Here is a 19221-nt window from a genome sequence, read left to right on the forward strand (position 1 = left end):
AACTGAATAGAATTTTTATATTGATTAGCAGCATAATTATTTTAATTCAGGGTTTAGTCAATATGGGATCTGAGGGATTTTTGAGCAGCTCTGAGGAAGTATTTAAAGCTTTTAATTCAAGAACCTGAAATCATTAAAATAAATTCATAACAACAAAAAAACAAAATCACAACAATCCATAACGGAGAATGGCAGGGACATATCCCCTGCCATCCCGTCTTACGTCAGAACCCTTCCAGCACAATCTTCCCGACCGCACGTCCGGTCTCCAACTGCGCATGAGCTTTCTGCACATTCGCCGCCGTGATCGCGCCGTAGTGCTCACCCAGCGTGGTAGCGATCACCTGCTCATCAATCAGCGTTGCGACGCGGGTCAAAAACTGGTGCTGAGCGATCATATCCCGGGTTTCAAACATCGAGCGGGTGAACATAAACTCCCAGTGCAGGGAGATGCTCTTCGCCTTCAGCGGACGGGCATCCAGCGTTTCGGGATCGTCAATCAGCGCCAGTTTGCCCTGCGGCGCCAGGGCCTTAATAATTTCCGCATAGTGCGCGGCAGTGTGGTTCAGGCTGGCGACGTGGGTCACCTCGTTGATCCCCTGCGCGGCAAGCTCTTCCGACAGCGGCTTGCTGTGATCGATAACATAATGCGCTCCCGCTTCCCGCACCCACTGCTGACTTTCCGGGCGCGACGCCGTGCCGATCACGGTCATTTTCGTCAGCTTGCGTGCCAGCTGAACGAGGATCGACCCCACCCCGCCTGCGGCGCCGACGATCAGCAGCACATCGCCTTCGTTGCCCTGCTCCTGAACGCCCAGCCGATCGAAAAGCATTTCCCAGGCGGTGATCGCCGTTAACGGCATCGCGGCGGCGGCGGCGTTGTCCAGCGTTTTTGGCTTCAGGGCCACAATGCGCTCATCCACCAGCTGATACTCGCTGTTGCTGCCCGCCCGGCCCAGCGCCCCGGCATACCAGACCTCGTCACCCGGCGAGAAAAGGGTCACCGCCTCACCGACGGCGGTAACAGTTCCTACCGCATCCCAGCCGAGAACCCGCGGCGTATCCCCGCTAAACCCGGCGCGGACCTTGGTATCCACCGGGTTGACGGAGATGGCTTTCACTTCAATCAGCAGGTCGTGCCCTGTTGCCGTCGGCTGCGGCAGCTCAATCTCGTGCAGGAAATCGATGTTGTCTGGTGCAGAACGGGTAATAGCAATGGCTTTCATAATCTCTCCGGCGTTTTATCCACTGTGTCGCAATAATTTGATGGTAAAGCGAAGCAGTGACGGGAAAAATAGCCTCGCAGAGACAAGACTTATACTCGGGAGATGAAAATGGTGCGGCTTGAGGATTTGATACTGTTCGTACGCGTCGCTGCCCTGAGCAGCTTCAGCGATGCGGCACGAGAGGCGGGCGTCCAGCCAGCGCAGGTCAGCGCCGCTATCAAACGGCTGGAGTCGTCGCTGGCTATCCGGCTGTTTGCGCGCTCCACCCGCAGCCTGCGCTTAACGCCGGAGGGCGAGGCCTGGCTTCCCTACGCGCGACAGATGCTGGATGCCATGTACGCCGGGATGCAAAAAATCCAGGCCCCGGAACAGGAGATCTCCGGCACCCTGCAGATCGCCGTCCCGTCGGATTTAGGCCGCAATTTGCTGCTGCCGGTGTTTCAGGCGTTCGACGAACGCTATCCCGCATTACGGCTGCGCATTTTTTTCTCCGACCAGGTGGCGGATGTTTTTAAGGATCCGGTCGATATCGCCTTTCGCTACGGCACACCGGAAGATGCCTCCTATATCGCCCTCCCCGTCGCTCCCGACAACCGCCGCGTGCTGGTGGCATCTCCCGGGTGGGTCGCCCGCCACGGCGATCTGTCGCATCCCGAGGCGTTAAGCCGGGTCAACGCCCTCACCTTTGTCCTGCGCGGACGCCTGCACGATCGCTGGACGTTTTTCCGTGACGGCGAGACGCACAGCGTGAACGTCAGCGGCAGCATGATGAGTGATGATGCCGAGGTGATCCGCCGCCTGGCGGTCGCCGGAGCGGGGGTAGCGTACAAATCCTGGCTGGATGTCGCAGAGGATGTCCACGCCGGTCGGCTGCGGGTTTTAATGAAAGACTATGAGGGCGAAAGCGTGCCGCTGAACATGATCTGCCCGCACCGCCAACAGCTCTCCACAGGCGTCAGGTTACTGTATGAGGCGGTCAAAGCCTGCTGTGAGGGGCAGGCAACACGTTAATCCTCTGGAAGACGATATTTGCCTGCTTTTTTGATACGAAAAGCGGCAAAAATGCGCTATAAAAGCCGCATGAAAATCCCAAACAGACTCCAGCCCCTGGTCGATGACGGCCTGATAGACAACGTGCTTCAACGCCTGAAAAGCGGCAAAGAGGCTGACGTTTACACCGTGCTATGCGGGGACCAAATCCAGTGTGCCAAAGTGTACAAGGAAGCGTCACAGCGCAGCTTTAAGCAGGCCGTGCAGTATCAGGAAGGCCGCAAGGTGCGGAATACGCGTGATGCCCGCGCCATGCAAAAAGGCTCTAAATTTGGCCGTAAACAGCAAGAAGAGGTCTGGCACACGGCAGAGGTTGATGCGTTATTCCGTCTGGCGAACGCCGGGGTACGCGTGCCGCAGCCCTATATGTGTCTGGACGGCGTACTGCTGATGGAGCTGGTCACGGACGGTGATGGCGCCGTTGCGCCACGCCTGAGCGATGTGTCTTTAACTGAAGCAGAAGCCGTAAAAGATTTCGACATCATGATCCGCAACATCGTGCGCATGCTGTGTGCCGGTATTGTCCACGGTGACCTGTCAGAGTTTAACGTGCTGCTTGATGCCCAGGGGCCGGTCATTATCGACCTGCCGCAGGCGGTGGATGCCGCCGCGAACAACCACGCCCAGTCCATGTTTGAACGCGATGTGAATAACATCACCGAGTATTACGGTCAGTTCGCCCCGCAGCTGTTGAAAACGCGCTACGGTAAAGAGATCTGGATGCTCTATGAAGACGGGAAATTAACCCCGGAAACCCCGCTCACCGGGCTGTTTGTCGAAGACGTTCATGATGTGGATATGGATTCCCTGCTGGATGAGATCGTTTCGGCAGAAGATGAGTATTACGAACGCCAGCGCGCCATCAGAGAGCGCGAAGAGGATTAACGTCCAGCAAGCCCGCACGGTATCCCCGGCGGGCTTTGTGTTTCAGCGCTTAAAGCACCACGCTGCGATGCACCTTAATCACCGCTTTTTTGACCATGCCCGATCGGGTGCGATAGCAGCCGGGTTTATGCGGCTCTCCCGGCATAAAGACGGCAAACATCCCCGGCTTTAACGTCACGGATTGTTCATTCTCTATGTGCTGGCAGAGCTGATAATCTTCCTCCTCGTGCCACGCATCACACTCCCGGGCGCTCCCCGCCAGGCCGTAATAAATATGCTCTTCCCCTTCCAGCAGGATCTGGATGTCAATGTAGCCGCGGTGCAGTTCGGCGCGTTTCTCCTCCGCGTGTTGCGTGGCAAACGCCATCACGTTGACGAACACCTTATCCCCCTGCAGCGGATAGCTTCCCGGTTCCAGATTCGCAATCCCGGCGCTCAGCGCCTGGTCGATCGCCTGACAAAACGCCGCCGGCAGGCCTGCGGCCTGAAGTTGCCTGATATCACCCACAATCATTACAAAGTTCCTTGTGCCCATAATGCCGCGCCCAGCAGCCCGGCATTACTCTTATGGCTGGCTGAACAGAGTTCGGTCTGGTACGCAGAGGGTTCCTGCGCCAGGTAGTGTTGCACCTGCGGGAGATAGCCGTCGGCCAGGCCGATGCTGCCGCCAATCACCACCCGCTGGCAGTCGGTCAGGGCTTTCAGATCCGCAATTAACCGCGCCAGCGTTCTGGCGGAACGCGCAACCAGCGCTACCGCCTGTTCATGGCCCTGGGTGGCGTGAGCGAATATGGCTTTTGCATCCAGCCCGGCCAGCTCTCCTTCCGCCGCCACGGCGATCCCCCGCCCTGAGGCGATCGCCTCCACGCAGCCGATTCGCCCGCAGCCGCAGCGCGGCCCGTTCGGGTCGGCCAGGGTGTGGCCGCAGTGGCCGGTCAGCCCACCGGATCCGGTCACCAGCCTGCCGTTAAGGATCACGCCTCCCCCTACCCCGGTCGAGACGGTGATAAACACCATGTCGCGGATGGCGCGCGGCACCTGCTGATACTCGGCCAGCGCCGCGGCCTGGGCATCGTTTAAGGCCACGCCGGGGAGCCCGGTCAGGGCAGATAAATAGTCCACCAGCGGAAAGTGCGAAAGCCCCCCGAGGTTGGACGGGTTGATCGAGGTTAATACCCCGTTTTGAATAATCCCGGTCGAGGCGATGGCAAAGCGCTGCGCCCGTGAAAAGAGCGGCGTCACCAGGTCGCACAGCGCGGCCTCCAGCGCATCCGGCGTCTGGCTGGCGGGAGTGGGGATCTCCCGGCGGGCGATAATTTGCAGGGCGCTGTCCACCAGCGCCGCGGCGAGCTTGGTCCCGCCGATATCTATCGCCAGGACGATCATTTTGTCGCTCCCAGTAAGGCATCCCGATACCACTGGCAGATATGCTCCAGCCGGGTGATCGCCGAGCCGACCGTGACGGTCCATGCCCCCTGCCCGATGGCCTGTGCCGCCAGGGCCGGCGAGTTATAGCGCCCCTCGGCCACCACCCGACAACCGGCCTCGCTCAGCGAGGCCACCAGGGCCAGATCCGGCTCGTCAGGCGTCTCCGGTGAGGTGTAACCCGACAGCGTGGTGCCAATCAGCTGCGTCCCCAGCTGGTGACAATACAGCCCCTCTTCCTGCGAAGAGCAGTCGGCCATGGCGATCAGCTGATGGTGCCGAATGCGCGCCAGCAGCGCCTCAACGGGTACCGGGCGCGGGCGTTGCGTACCGTCAAAGGCGATGATGCTGGCCCCCGCTTCGGCTAAAGCATCCACGTCCTCCAGCCAGGGGGTGATACGCACCGGGGAGTCGGGCAGATCGCGTTTCACAATGCCGATAATCGGGATTGTCACCACGGCGCGTACGGCACGCAGATTTTCAACTCCTTCGATGCGCAGCGCCACAGCCCCCGCCTGTTCGGCCGCCAGCGCCATCGCCGCGATAATCTCCGGTTTATCCAGCGGGCTATCCGGCACCGGCTGGCAGGAGACAATCAGCCCGCCCTGGGCTTTCACTTTTGCATCCAACTCGTCAAGGAATGACATAACACCTCCATTAAGAAATTCAGCTTCAGCCTTTGTTTTTGACAAACTGGCTGGCCCTTTCGCCAGCAATCAGAGCGCCGCTAAAAGGTTTACCGTCGATAGCATCATGGGTACGCAGGGCCTCCGGATGGAGCCAGCGCTGCACGCGGGACGGCATATCAAAGCCAATCAGCAGGATGACGACAAAGGTCAGGCCAAACGAGAGCGAACAGAGCGCGGTGCCCAGATCCAGACGCTGGGCAATAAACGCCCCCAGCACCGGGGCTAACGCGCCACCTAATGCGCCGACGTTGTAGGTAAAGCCGAGCCCGGCCGCGCGCTGCTCGGTATCAAAATAGCCTCCGATCAGTTTAGGCAGGATCCCGGAGATCCCCTGACCGAACATCTGCTGGAAGAAGAGCAGCAGGCCCAGCACCCAGACGCTGCTGCCGCCGATGGTGAATACCGGAATGATCAGCAGCTGCGAGGCCAGCAGGCTCCAGACATAGGCTTTCCGCGTGCCTAACCAGTCCCCGAGGAAGCCGCCGGCACAGCAGCCTGCCGCAGATCCAAAGCCGCTGAAGAACAGCACCTGGGCGACGGTGGCGGGATCGTAAGCCAGATCGTTTTTCAGATACGTGGGTAACAGCGCCTGGATAGGCCAGGAGTATAAGAAAGCAAACAGCACCACCACCATCAGGGTGACGCCGGTCGGCCAGCGTTTGCCGTTGCTCTGCACCATAAAGCTGATAAAGATCCCCGCGCACAGCAGGCCGAGCACGGCGACAATGGCGGCGCTGTCCAGCTGGCCGGCGAAGCAGAACCACAGCGAGACAGCCGCCACCAGCGTCATGGCGATATTAATGACCTGATGTTCGCCGCGATAAAGAATATCCACCATGGTTTTGACCGGGGTTTTGCTCTGCTGTTTCTCCTTCCAGTCTTCCGCTTCCGGGATGTTTTTACGCAGCCACAGGACAAAGATAATCGGCAGAATGCCGATGAAGAACAGCGCCCGCCAGCCCCACTCCGGCACCACGAGGCTATAAACCTGGGCCGCCACTACCGCCCCGACGGAGAAGCCAGAAATCAAAAAACCGCTGGCTTTATTGCGCAGGTGCTTTGGCCAGCTTTCGATCACGTAGGTCGCGCTGGAGCCGTACTCCCCCGCCATCCCCATGCCGATCACCAGACGGGCAATGAACATGGTGGTGTACCCCTGGGCCAGGCCGCACGCCAGAGTGCCCACGGAAAAGAGGACGATACTGCTCACCATCGCCAGGCGGCGACCGTAGCGATCCCCCATCGCGCCCAGCATCAGGCCGCCGAACCAGCGGGAGATAAAGGCGGCGGAGATCAGGCTCGCGGCGTGCAGGGTGGTCAGGCCGAATTCGGTTTTTATATCGGTGAGGACGAGGGCGATCAGAACAAAATCAAAACCATCCAGAACATAGCCAACCCAGGCGGCAGAAAAGGCACGCCACTGTTGACGGTTGAGGCAACAATACCACGGGACATTTTGTGTCATTGTATTCATGTCAGTCTCCGCAATGGGTAAACCCATACGCTGTTTTTGTAGGGTACAGCTTCAGTGATGCCGGACAGGCCCAGCATCAGGCGTTGTCTTAACCTTGTTCTTTTTCTTGTTGAAGTTGTTGCGCTAATGTCCGCAGCGCGGGCAGATATTTTTCATCAACCGGCGCAAACGGCTTGCGGCACAGCGGAACCTCAATCACGCCCATGTAGTGCAGAACGGTTTTCAGGCCGCGGAACACGCCGACCTTGATCAGCAGGTCGATAACCTCATTACATTTTGTCTGCAGCGCCTGGGCGGTGGCGATATCCCCCTCTTTCAGGGCTTTCACGATCCCCTGATAACGCCAGCCCATGATGTTATAGGTGCTGCCGATCCCGCCGTCTGCCCCCGCCAGCAGGCCGGATGCGAAGATCTCATCGTAGCCGTTGTAGAGCACCAGATCCGGGTGTGCCCGGCGGATCTGCTCCATCTGGAAGAGATCGCCAGAGGTCTGCTTCAGGGCGCCCACGCCCGGCAGAGTGACCAGGGTGTTGATCTGATCCAGAGAGAGCTTCACCCCGCTGAGGGCCGGAATGTTGTACACCACCATCGGCAGCCCTTCCGCAGAATCAACGATCCCGCGGTAGTGATCGCAGTGCTCTTCAAAGCTGAACGGATAGTAGAACGGCGTCACGGCAGAGACGGCGTCATAGCCAAAACGGCTGGCGGCCTGGGCGAGCTGCTGGCTTTCATGGGTGCTGACGGTGCCGACGTGAGCAATCAGGGTAATTTTCCCTTTCGCCTCTTCGGCCACGATTTCAAGCACCTCCTGACGTTCCGCGATGCTCTGCACAAAGGCTTCGCCGGTGGAACCCCCGACGTAGAGACCGTCCATCCCCTGGGCAATATTGAACCGCACCAGCTGGCGCAGGCTTTGGGTATCCAGCTGCTGCTGGTCATTAAACGGTGTAAGAAGCGCGGGCATAACCCCTTTCAGCGTAACTGACATACAAACCTCGAGTGTGTGGTGATGATGTTATGACTGTAGACCTTTATACCTGTTATACCAGCAAGACCAAAACAAAGATCATCGAAATGCTCAGAACGCGATCCAGTTCACTAAACGATCGTGGGGACTACTTGCGACGCTTCTTGTTCTGATCGAAGGCGTGCCAGGTGGCGAAAACGCTGGTGAGGTGCGCCTGCAGGGCCTGTTCAGCCGCATCGGGATCCTGGCTGCGGATCGCCTTAAAAATGGCGATATGTTGCTGATAGCTGGTGTTATTATGCTCGCGTAGCGCCTGCTCAGGCACCGCAGGACGGGCGGCGATCAGCCAGTCGATCAGGGCCACGTGGATGGCCATAAAGATAGGGTTATTGGGGATCTCCGCCAGCACGCGGTGAAACTCGACGTCAGAGCGGATAAAGAGCGCGTTGTCATCCAGCGACTGGCTGTTCAGCTCCAGCGCTTTTTCCAGCAGGGCGATCTGCGCCTCGCTGGCATGCTGGGCGGCATGGCGCACCAGGCTGGATTCAAAGAACAGGCGCAGCTGCTCGAAGTGGGCAATTCCGCCCGGATGGGCCAGAAAATCCTTCGCCATGCCGGAAAGCTCGCTGATGATGGTATCCGCAGACGGCCGCGAAATGCGGGCGCGCTCGCCGTTCTGGATCTGCACCAGCCCTTTGCGTTTTAACGCTGCCAGCGCTTCGCGGACCGAGGGCCGACCCACGTTAAAAAAGGCCATCAGCTCACGCTCGGAAGGAAGCTGCTCCCCTTCGGCGAACTCCCGGCGACGGATCATCTGCTCCAGCTCTTCTTCCACCATCTCGGACAATTTCTTGCGCGCCAGCGGACGACGGCGTAATGCACGCCCAATGGTTTCCGGGGAGGTTTCTGCCTGTTTTTCGCGGGACAAAGTCATAGACGTTACATCGTAAGAAGTTGAGTTAAAGAGTTCTTTATCATAACACAGGCCTTCCTGCCAGGTGATATGCGAACGGAAGCAATACACCCTGAATAATTATCAATTACAGAAACGATTAAATATTCACTGGCTATTATTAAATTTGACCAACCGTTCAAATATTCCTTCGCAGGGTAATATTGTTGTTACCGCCCCAGGAATTTAAAAAAATAAATTCGCCTGCTAAATAACTTTAACATTTCACAGAAATAGCCGGGAAAATAATTTCGAAAATATAGACAGCGTCATTCAATTTGTACAACTCTGCAAAAATGGCGTAGAAAAAATAATAACCGCGCCTCTGAGTGCTCATAAAAAAGTATTATTGTGGGAAGATAAAGACCCTTCATAGTTATCTCAATAGCGAGACAGTAACATGTGATAACACTTTTAAACATTCGTTAAGCCCCGCTAAAACCTTGTCATGTCTGTGGCCCTAACCTTTTGAATGTGTTTGCACATTCGAAGCGTCGAGTCCGTCAGTGATTTTATTTATCTCTCCATAGGAGGGATAAATAAACTTACCCAAAATTTACCCCTGCAACCCCGGTAATAACGGGGAAAGGACACTGTCATTAACGACTTAACACGGAGCGCATTAATGCAATCACCGACCCTGGATTAATCCCGCACGACCCGGCACGTTCTTTTCGCATAATTTTTAAACAGCGAAAAGCAATGATGATAGCGATTCAAGATTGAGGTAATTAATTATGGCCGAACAATATGATTTTACTGTCACGCTGCATGACCTTGAATTTATTCTCAAGCAGATCAAGATCTCCGAATCCGCCACGAATGCCGATGGCACCGTCAACGGCGACGCGCTGCGTGATGCGGTAGGTGACCCGCTGCTCCCGTACGGCATACGTACCGTGGACGGCTCCTGGAACAACCTGTTACCGGGTCAGGAGATGTACGGCTCTGCCGACCAGACCATGCCAAGGCTGGTGCCGCTGGATCTGGAAGCCATTCAGAACAATCCAGAGCTGGCCAAATATCTGAGTACCTCCGGCCCTAACGGCGTGGTGACCGATTCCGACCCGCGCACCATCAGTAATATTATTTCCGACCAGACCGCCAATAACCCGGCGGCAGTGGATGCGGCGGAAGGACTCAAAGACGCCCCCGGGGGCGGCACCAGCGAGAACGGCAGTCTGTCCATCCCTAACCTCTCCCCGGATGTCGGGTTGTCGCCCGCCTTCAACGGCTGGATGACCTTCTTCGGCCAGTTCTTTGACCACGGTCTGGATCTGATCCCCAAAGAGGGCAACGGGATCGTGTTTATTCCGCTGATGCCTGACGATCCGCTGTACAAAGAGGGCTCCCCGACGAACTTCATGATCCTCACCCGGGCTAAAGTGGATGCCACCCATAATACGGTGAACACCACCACCCCGTGGATCGATCAGAACCAGACCTACACCTCCCATCCGTCGCACCAGATCTTCCTGCGCGAATTCACCATCATTGATGGCAAGCCTGAGCCCACCGGTAATCTGCTGGATGGCGCGCACGGGATCGCCACCTGGGGGGAGGTCAAAGCTCATGCCCTGCAATTCCTTGGTATTCAGCTGACCGATGCGGATATTTTCAACGTGCCGCTGCTGGCTACCGACCGCTACGGCAACCTGATGTTAAGCGCCAACGGCAAGGTGCAGATTGTTACCCTCCACGGGCTGGTTGAGGCCAACGGCGGCTTACTGCCTTCTGACACCCTGCGTACCGGCCATGCCTTCCTCGATGACATCGCCCACACCGCCGTGCCGAAAGTTGACGCCAACGGCGTCCTGCTGGCCGATGCCAACGATGTGATTGGCGGCGCGCCAGAAGCCGGCACCTACGACAACGAACTGCTCGATCGCCACTTCATTACCGGTGACGGTCGCGGCAACGAGAACATCGGCTTAACCGCGGTGCACTCGGTGTTCCACGACGAACATAACCGTCTGGTGGAGCAGTACAAAGCCACCATTCTGGGGTCGGGTGATGTCAGCGTGATCAACCAGTGGCTGATGCCGAACCACCAGATCACCGAGATCCCGGCGGATACCAGCACCCTGGTGTGGAACGGCGAATACCTGTTCCAGGCCGGTCGCTTCACGACCGAGATGGAATACCAGCACCTGGTATTTGAAGAGTTTGCCCGCGCCGTCCAGCCGGCGGTCGACCCCTTTGTCTTCTCGAACACCGCCGACATCAACCCGGCGATCTTCGCCGAGTTCGCCCACGTGGTCTACCGCTTCGGCCACTCGATGCTCACCGAGAGCGTCGATCGTATCGGCATGGATATGGCAAGTGACGACCTGGGGCTTATTCAGGCCTTCCTTAACCCACTGGCCTTCGATAACGACGGCTCGATGGAAAGTCATGCCGCTATCGGCGCGATTGTGCGCGGGATGACCCGTCAGGTGGGCAACGAAATCGATGAGTTCCTGACCGGTGCCCTGCGCAATAACCTGGTCGGTCTGCCGCTGGATCTCGGCGCACTTAACATCGCCCGCGGCCGCGACACCTTTATGCCCACCCTCAATCAGGCCCGTGCGCAGTTCTTCGAACTGACGGGCAACAGCGAATTGAAACCCTACGAGAGCTGGGGTGACTTTGCTGTTTACCTGAAAAATACCGCCTCGATCCTCAACTTTATGGCCGCCTACGGACAGCATCAGTTGATCCTGGATGCACAGACCATCGAAGGTAAACGCGCAGCGGTAGATTTCCTGCTGTTTGGTGATGCCAACGATCCACGGCGCGCCGATGCGTTTGACTTCTTCAACAGCACGGGCGCATGGGCTAACAAAGAAACGGGCCTGAACATGGTCGACTTCTGGATTGGCGGCCTGGCAGAGCGGAAAAATGAGTTCGGCGGCATGCTCGGATCCACCTTCAACTTCGTCTTTGAGACGCAGATGGAGATGCTGCAGGACGGGGACCGCTTCTACTACCTGAGCCGTACCCAGGGCCTGAACATGCTGACCCAGCTGGAGGCCAACTCCTTTGCCGCCCTGGTGATGCGTAACAGCGACCTCGGCAATGAAGGCTCCTCTCACGTGCATGCGAAACTGTTCATGACCCCGGATCATATTCTGGAAGTGAACACCGGGGTACAGATTGGCGCCGATCCTAAATGGGGTAATGCGCTGAAAGACCTGCTCACCCCGCTGGTGGTACGCAAAGCGGCCGGGGCGGACGTTGACGGCGATGGCAAGGCGGATGGCGCTTACCTGAAATACATCGGCGACGGGCACGTAGTACTGGGGGGCTCTGCCGGTAACGACACCTTAATCGGCGGTAAAGGGATCGACAGCCTGTGGGGCGACGGCGGCAACGACCGTCTCGACGGCGGCGATGAAGCCGATACCGTGCACGGCGGCGACGGGGACGACATCATCACCGACACCGGTACGCCGGTTGGCGGAGCGGACTTCCTGCACGGCGATGCCGGAAACGACGTCATCTTCTCCGGCAACGGTAACGACCTGAGCTTCGGCGGCAGCGGCCAGGACTTTATTGTGGTGGGCGAGGATGCGCAGGAGGTGTTTGGCGGTCTGGGCAATGACTTCATCATGGGTGGCTCCGGTGCCGACGCGCTGCTGGGGAACGAAGGTGATGACTGGATTGAAGGCGGCGACGGCTTTGACTCCCTGACGGGTGAAAACTCCGAACTGTTCTTCAACAGTACCATTGTCGGTCACGACGTGCTGAACGGTCAGGGGAACGACACTGACTACGACGGCGAAGCGGGCGATGACATCATGGTCCAGGGGGCGGGCATCCAGCGTAACAACGGGATGGCGGGCTTCGACTGGGCAATCCATAAGGGCGACGTTGTCGGCGCCAACTCTGACCTCGGCATTCCGATCTTCGTTAACCAGCAGGAGTTTATCCTGCGGGATCGCTTCGACCTGGTGGAGGGGCTGTCGGGCTGGAAATTTGACGACGTGCTCACCGGGACCGATCAGCCGCTTGGTACCGCCCCGGTTCAGGGAACGCCGCTCTCCAACAACCTCACCCTGGAAGGGGTGGCGCGGATCAACGGCCTCGATAAGGTGGTCGGCAGCAATCTGATCAACGGCGCCGTGGATGGCGTGGTGCTGAACCCGGACAACGGCGCGGACATTATTCTCGGCGGCGGCGGCAGCGACCGCATCATGGGTAAAGCGGGGAATGACATCATCGATGGCGACGCCTGGCTGAACGTGCGGATTGAAGTCAGGGACGCACAGGGCGGGGTCATCAAGAGCGTCGACAGCATGAAGGAACTCAATGCCGACATGCTGAACCGCGTGATCAACCCGGGGCAGCTGCACATCGTGCGTGAGATCCTCAATGACGGTAACAATGGCGAAACCGACGTTGCGCTCTACCGCGACGTTAACGGTAACTACAACTTTACCCGCAACGCCGACGGCAGCCTGACGGTCAACCACGCCACCGTCTCCGCCAACCTGCCTTTAGGTGACGGCACCGACCGCCTGCTGAATATCGAAAAACTGGAGTTTGGCGACAACACCCAGCTGTGGGTGACATCGCAAAAGGCCACCGGCGACGTCAATATCAGCAATAAGGCGCCTGGGGTGGGCGATCTGCTGCGGGTCAGCACCGCTAACCTGGCGGATGGCAATGGCCTGGCGGACAACCTGCCGATCACCTACACCTGGCAGGCGCTGATAGGCGGCCAGTGGCTCGACCAGGCCACCGGCACCGAGTTCCGGGTGGGCAATAACCTCTTTGGGTCGCAGCTGCGGGTGACCGCCAGCTTCACCGACCGGATGGGCGATGCCGAATCCCTGGTGTCGGCGATCACTGGCACGGTAGGACCACGGGATCAACCGACTCGCGGCGTGCCGGTGGTCAGCGACCTGACGCCGACCCGCACCCTGGCCCTGACGGCTGACGTCTCGGGCATTACCGATGGCGATGGCCTGACCAACGGCAACAACTTCCGCTACCAGTGGCAGATGAGTGCCGGTCTGGGCTTCGTCAACATTGCCGGGGCCACGGCGGCCACCTTTATTCCGACCCAGGCGACGGTAGAGCGGCAGCTGCGGGTGATCGTCACCGTGACCGACGATGAGGGCAACCCGTCGGTGACCCTGACCTCAGCCCCGACCCAGCTGGTCGGTAATCTGCTGACCGGTAACAACGGGGCCAACACCCTGTTCGGCACATCCGGCAGTGACTACATCGACGGCGGCGCGGGTAACGATACCCTGCTCGGCCTGGCGGGGGACGACGTGCTGATCGGCGGGACGGGCAATGACGATCTGGACGGCGGCGAGGGTGCTGACCAGATGGCGGGCGGCGTCGGCAACGACACCTATCACGTGGATAACGCAGGCGACGTTATCACGGAGGGGGCCAACGCTGGGACCGATCTGGTCGAGGTCACCGCCGCCAGCTACGTGATGGCCGATAACCTTGAAAACCTGACCTATACCGGAACAGGCAACTTCAACGGTACCGGCAACGCGCTGGCCAACACCATGACCGGCGGCAGAGGGAACGACACCCTGAACGGGATGGATGGCGACGATACCCTGTTCGGTCTGGCCGGGAACGACACCCTGATCGGTGGGAACGGTAACGACAGCCTTGACGGCGGCCAGGGTGCCGACGCCATGACCGGCGGACTCGGAAACGATCTCTATACCGTGGATAACGCGGGCGATACGGTGGTGGAAGGGGTCAACGGCGGGACCGATACCGTCCGGGTCAGTCTCAACACCTTTACCCTGAGCCAGGACGTCGAAGTGTTGACCTTTACCGGCAACGGTGGCTTCACCGGGACCGGTAACGCCCTGGCGAACACTATCACCGGCGGTACGGGCGTAGATCGGCTGAACGGCGCGGGCGGAAATGACACCCTCACCGGCGCAGGCGGCAACGATGTCTTTATCTTCGGCGCCTCTTTCGGGCAGGACATCATTACCGATTTCGACAGTAACGCGGCCGGGGGTCAGGACGTCATTAACCTGGCAGGCAGGGGTCTTACTGCGGGCAATTACCTTAACAGCATCTCGGTAACGGCCAATGGGACGTCGACGGTTCTGAGCTTCGCGAGTGGTGAACGAATCACCTTACTGAATACGGCGGTGAGCTCAATAACAGGAACTGATTTCCAGTTCAGTTAACTCACGACGTCAATAAATAGCAGACAGACCTCATTGATTTAATAAGGAGCACCCTATGCCGCGCCAGTATAAGTCAACAGAACTGAAAAAAGCCCTCAAGGGGACCAGGCCTGCATTTATTACCCTGCTGTTTTTTGGCAGCGTGATAAATATGCTTATGCTGGCGCCGGCAATTTATATGCTACAGGTGTACGACCGGGTTCTGGCCAGCCAGAACACCACCACCCTGCTGATGCTCACGTTACTGATTATCGGGTTATATACCGTCATCGGAATGATTGAGTTCGCCCGTTCCAGCGTGATGACCCGGCTGGGCAACCGTCTCGACGTGAAGTTAAATCAGCTGGTCTTTAATGCCGCCTTTAAGCGCAAAATTGCGACGGGCGATAATAACCCGGCGCAGGCGTTGAACGAGCTGGCGCAGATCCGCCAGATCCTCTCCGGCAACAGTCTGTTTGCCCTGCTCGATATTCCCTGGACGCCCTTCTATTTATTGGTGGCGTTCCTGGTCCATCCCCTGCTGGGTTATTTGTCCCTCGGCGGGATCCTGATTTTACTCTGCCTGACGCTGCTCACGGAGCTCTCCACCAAAACGCCGATTCAACAGGCGCAGATGCTGAGCGTCAGCAATTCCATCATCCTTAACAAGCAGCTGCAGAACTCAGACACCATCGAAGCGATGGGGATGCTCGCCACCCTGAAAAAGCACTGGCTGGAAGGCCATACCAAAGTGATGGTGATCCAGACCCACATTGCCGATAAATCGGCGGTCTACAGCAGCCTGAGCCGGTTTGTCCGCGTGCTGCTACAGTCCGTGTCGCTGGGAGCCGGTGCCCTGCTGGTGATCGCCGGTGAAATCACCCCCGGGCTGATGATTGCCGCCTCGATCATCCTCGGACGCGTGCTGAGCCCGGTGGAGCAGATCATCGGCAGCTGGAAGCAGTTTGTGCAGTTCCGCAGCAGCTGGAAGCAGCTCACCCGCCTGCTGGAAGAGTACCCGGCGCCGAAAGCGATCCTCACCCTGCCGACCCCGAAAGGCGTCATCAGCGTCGAAGCGGTGTTTGCCGCCCCTCCGGGACAGAAAGTCGCCACCCTGCGCAACGTCTCGTTCCAGCTCGAACAGGGCGAAGTGCTGGGGATCATCGGCCCTTCCGCCTCCGGCAAGAGCTCGCTGGCGAAGCTGCTGGTGGGGGTGTGGCAGCCCATGGCCGGTAAAGTGCGGCTGGATGGCGCCGACATCTGCCAGTGGGATAAAACCCTGCTCGGCCCGTCGATGGGCTATCTGCCGCAGGACGTGGAGCTGTTTGACGGCAGTATCGCCCAGAACATCGCCCGCTTTGGCGAGGCCAACAGCGAGCTTATCGTGGCCGCGGCGCAGCTGGCCGGGGTTCACGAGATGATATTGCGGCTGCCGCAGGGCTACGACACCCCGCTTGGCGCCAGCGGCCATCAGCTCTCCGGCGGGCAGCGTCAGCGCATCGGCCTGGCGCGGGCGGTGTACAACAACCCCGCTTTTATCGTCCTCGATGAGCCCAACGCCAACCTCGACGACGCCGGAGAGATGGCCCTGATCAAGGCCATCAATGCCCTGCGCGCTCAGGGGCAGACGGTGGTGCTGATCTCCCATCGTCCGACCCTGCTGGGGGTAGTGAATAAAGTGCTGCTGATTAATGAAGGTGCCGTTCAGGCCTTCGGCCCGCGGGAGCAGGTGTTTGCCAACCTGCGCCAGGCCAACATGCTGAAATCGGTCCCCGTCGCACCCGCAGCCGAAAGCCCGGCACCTGTTGAAACTCAACCATCCCCACGTGAGGCATTATCATGAACAAGAAGAATAAAGGCCCTGAGATGCCAGACGCCGACCTCGTCGATATCAATATCTGGCCGCCGTTGATTCGCGGCCTGGCGGTGATCCTCATTGCCGTCGGCGGGTTTTTACTCTGGGCAGTGAAAGCGCCGCTGGATGCCGGGGTGGTGGCCGACGGCACGGTGACGGTCTCCAGCAACCGCAAAACCATCCAGCACTTAAGCGGCGGCCGGGTGACCGATATCTTTATGAAGGAAGGGGAAGCGGTGAAAAAGAACCAGGTGTTAATGCGCCTCGACACTCTGCAGCTGGATATGCGCTACAGCGCGTTAAGTGCCCAGTATATCTCCGCCAAAACCAGCGAAGACCGGCTGCTGGCAGAGCGAAACGGCGCAGAGAGCATCACCTTCAGCGAAACCCTGCTCAAAAACTTCGCCAACAATAAACGCCTGGCGGAGAGCCAGCAGCTCCAGGCCAAACTCTTTGAGACCCGGCGGAAAAATATTCAGGATGAGCTGTCGATGATCGACGAGTCCCTCGACGGGCTGGTCGGGCAGACGGAGAACCTCAATAAGATTAAAGGCTACCGCGAGCATCAGTTCACGCTAATCAACAGAGAGCTGGGGGCCATCCGGGCGCTGAGCGAGAAGAACTACTATCCCAAAGCCCAGCTGATGGTGCTGGAGCGTGAGGCGGCGGAGATCTCCAGCACCGTCTCGGAGGATATTCTCAACATCGCCAAACTCAAGTCGCAGCAGAACGAACTGCGGATCAAAGCGTACCAGGTGCAGCACCAGTACCAGCGGGAGGTGGAGTCCGAGTTAACGGATAAGCAAAAAGAGGTGGCGATGCTGGAGGATGAGTTACAGTCGACCCGCCACGAGCTGGATAACACCGTGATCCGCTCGCCCATCGACGGCATTGTGCTGGATGTCAAAGTCAGCACCGTGGGCGGGGTGATCCAGCCCGGGGAACACCTGATGGATATCGTGGCCGCCGGACAGCCGCTGCAAATCGACGCCAAAATTCCGGTGCAGGCCATCGATAAAATGGCCCCGGGGCTGACCGTGGACGTGATGTTCCCGGCCCTGAACCACGCCCTGTTGCCGTCGGTCCCCGCCCGGGTGCTCACCGTCTCGGCAGATCGTCTGACCGACAAAGTGACCCAGCAGCCCTATTACCTGGCCGAAGTGCAGGTCTCCCCCGAGGGGGTGCGTTTGCTGCGCGATCACAAGATTAAAGCCGGGATGCCCGCCAGCGTGACCATCAAAACCGGGGAGCGCACCTTCCTGAGCTACCTGTTCAAACCGCTGATGGCCCGTCTGGAGCTGGCGTTTAAAGAGATTTGATAAGGTCACATGCCGGTGTTGTCACCGCGGTGCGGCCTTTCTGCCCGGCGGCGCTTCGCTTGCCGGGCCTACTGTTCGTAGGCCGGGTAAGGCGTAGCCGCCACCCGGCGTTGCAATCCCTCACAGCACCTCAACCACCACAAATTCCTCAGCCACCAGCTCCATATCATCCGCATAAACCCCTTCCCGGGTGAAAAACGCCTTATGCTCCTCGCGCCAGTAGTCCAGACTCAAATCCCCTTCCCCTTCCCGACGGGCAAAGGCTTCCGTGACCTCAGAGAAGCGCATCAGGCGCAGAGAAACCATTCTGATGACGCAGACCGGCGCGTCCTGGCCGTTAAGAATAATATGGTAACTCCCGGGCAAGGAGGCGGAGTCATCGGCATTAAAGGAGGCCAGCGAGCAGCAGGAGGCGGTCTTCACCCCTTTGACGACCAGAGCCGCAAGTTCGTTGGCCATCTCAGGACTGTCCCCGAAAGCCCATGCCCGGGCACCCGGATATTTCAGTTTTAAGCTATCAACAAAATCCATCGAAAAATCCTTTCAGATCCTATTTTAATCGCTCACTGTAGCACGATTTGATCGGCCACCTTGCCGACGCGCTTTCGTCTTTCTACGCTTATCTCACGCAGGGCCATACATCGAATAAACCTGCGCTCTGTGAAAGGGAGACCTTATGCTGCGCCTTCTTCTCCTGCTGGTGGTCACGCTGGTTTGCCCGCCGCTTTTTGCCGTGCCGGTCGCCCATACCATCGACACGGACAAAACCGCGATCAAGCTGTCGTGGCGCGCCTTTGGCGGCATACCGTCGTGGGCGCATCTGAAGGGGGTAACGGGAACGGTCACGCTGAACCCGGACAATGAATTTGATGACCGCATCAACGTCACCGTTCCGGTGGCGACGCTACAGGCCTCCAATAACCTGCTCACCTGGCAGCTGAAAAGCGATATGTTTTTTGACGCCGCCCGCTACCCGACCATCACCTTTTCCAGCACCCGGGTGGTGAAGCTCGGCCCGGATCGCTACCGCGCTTTCGGTACGCTCACCGTCCGGGATCTCAGCCGTCCAGTGATCCTTGATGCCCGGCTCGATCGTCTGACGGGAGAAACGATCGCCCTGCATGCCACCACCGCCATCTCCCGGTCGGCCTATAAAATGGATCGCTTTGCGCTGGTGGTGGACGATCGGATCGCCATTGCCATTGAGATCCAGGCGAAGCCCTCCCCCGCAGGATAATATGT

The 19221-nt window shown here is 58.6% G+C and carries 14 protein-coding genes; 6 read left to right on the forward strand and 8 right to left on the reverse strand.

From position 1 onward, the window contains the following. Positions 1-224: 224 nt before the first annotated feature. Positions 225-1226 (reverse strand): zinc-binding alcohol dehydrogenase family protein, encoded by a 1002-nt coding sequence (locus tag GNG27_RS17780; protein ID WP_156264426.1) that lies wholly within the window; start codon positions 1224-1226, stop codon positions 225-227. A 108-nt stretch (positions 1227-1334) separates the two neighbouring features. Here GNG27_RS17780 and GNG27_RS17785 point away from each other — a divergent pair, with 108 nt between their 5' ends. Continuing rightward, a complete protein-coding gene (locus tag GNG27_RS17785; protein WP_156264427.1) occupies positions 1335-2237 on the forward strand; it encodes a LysR family transcriptional regulator in 903 nt (300 codons plus the stop codon). 69 nt (positions 2238-2306) lie between these two features. Beyond that, entirely contained in the window at positions 2307-3161 is an 855-nt protein-coding gene (locus GNG27_RS17790) for a PA4780 family RIO1-like protein kinase (protein WP_156264428.1), read from the forward strand. A gap of 49 nt (positions 3162-3210) precedes the next feature. Here GNG27_RS17790 and nanQ read toward each other — a convergent pair whose 3' ends face one another. The 6 genes from nanQ to nanR all read right to left on the reverse strand — a co-directional run bounded on the left by nanQ (position 3211) and on the right by nanR (position 8650). Further along, positions 3211-3675: an N-acetylneuraminate anomerase gene (gene nanQ, locus GNG27_RS17795; protein WP_156264429.1), complete on the reverse strand. Its 465-nt coding sequence runs from the start codon at positions 3673-3675 to the stop codon at positions 3211-3213. Further along, positions 3675-4547 (reverse strand): N-acetylmannosamine kinase, encoded by an 873-nt coding sequence (locus GNG27_RS17800; RefSeq protein ID WP_156264430.1) that lies wholly within the window; start codon positions 4545-4547, stop codon positions 3675-3677. The genes nanQ and GNG27_RS17800 overlap by 1 nt, the downstream gene beginning before the upstream one ends. Continuing rightward, positions 4544-5233, reverse strand: a complete 690-nt coding sequence (locus tag GNG27_RS17805) for an N-acetylmannosamine-6-phosphate 2-epimerase (protein WP_156264431.1) — start codon at positions 5231-5233, stop codon at positions 4544-4546. Before GNG27_RS17805 ends, GNG27_RS17800 begins: the two co-directional genes overlap by 4 nt. A 25-nt stretch (positions 5234-5258) precedes the next feature. Continuing rightward, positions 5259-6749 (reverse strand): MFS transporter, encoded by a 1491-nt coding sequence (locus GNG27_RS17810; protein WP_156264432.1) that lies wholly within the window; start codon positions 6747-6749, stop codon positions 5259-5261. A gap of 88 nt (positions 6750-6837) precedes the next feature. Continuing rightward, a complete protein-coding gene (gene nanA, locus GNG27_RS17815) occupies positions 6838-7737 on the reverse strand; it encodes an N-acetylneuraminate lyase (RefSeq protein ID WP_156264433.1) in 900 nt (299 codons plus the stop codon). 127 nt (positions 7738-7864) lie between these two features. Continuing rightward, positions 7865-8650, reverse strand: coding sequence for a transcriptional regulator NanR (gene nanR / locus GNG27_RS17820; RefSeq protein ID WP_156264434.1), 786 nt, complete (start codon positions 8648-8650; stop codon positions 7865-7867). A gap of 755 nt (positions 8651-9405) precedes the next feature. Here nanR and GNG27_RS17825 point away from each other — a divergent pair. Genes GNG27_RS17825 through GNG27_RS17835 form a run of 3 tightly spaced genes read left to right on the forward strand, consistent with a single transcriptional unit; the run spans position 9406 to position 17979 of the window. Continuing rightward, entirely contained in the window at positions 9406-14826 is a 5421-nt protein-coding gene (locus GNG27_RS17825; protein WP_156264435.1) for a peroxidase family protein, read from the forward strand. Between the two features lie 55 nt (positions 14827-14881). Beyond that, positions 14882-16648 (forward strand): type I secretion system permease/ATPase, encoded by a 1767-nt coding sequence (locus tag GNG27_RS17830; protein WP_156264436.1) that lies wholly within the window; start codon positions 14882-14884, stop codon positions 16646-16648. After that, a complete protein-coding gene (locus GNG27_RS17835; protein WP_156264437.1) occupies positions 16645-17979 on the forward strand; it encodes an HlyD family type I secretion periplasmic adaptor subunit in 1335 nt (444 codons plus the stop codon). The genes GNG27_RS17830 and GNG27_RS17835 overlap by 4 nt, the downstream gene beginning before the upstream one ends. A 120-nt stretch (positions 17980-18099) precedes the next feature. Here the strand turns inward: GNG27_RS17835 and GNG27_RS17840 are convergent, their stop codons facing one another. Further along, positions 18100-18510 (reverse strand): ASCH domain-containing protein, encoded by a 411-nt coding sequence (locus GNG27_RS17840; RefSeq protein ID WP_156264438.1) that lies wholly within the window; start codon positions 18508-18510, stop codon positions 18100-18102. Positions 18511-18655: 145 nt separating this feature from the next. Between GNG27_RS17840 and GNG27_RS17845 the strand changes: the two genes are divergently transcribed. Next, positions 18656-19216, forward strand: coding sequence for a YceI family protein (locus tag GNG27_RS17845; protein WP_156264439.1), 561 nt, complete (start codon positions 18656-18658; stop codon positions 19214-19216). Positions 19217-19221: the final 5 nt, after the last annotated feature.

The sequence above is a fragment of the Leclercia sp. 119287 genome (genome assembly GCF_009734485.1).
GTDB lineage: Bacteria > Pseudomonadota > Gammaproteobacteria > Enterobacterales > Enterobacteriaceae > Enterobacter > Enterobacter adecarboxylatus_C.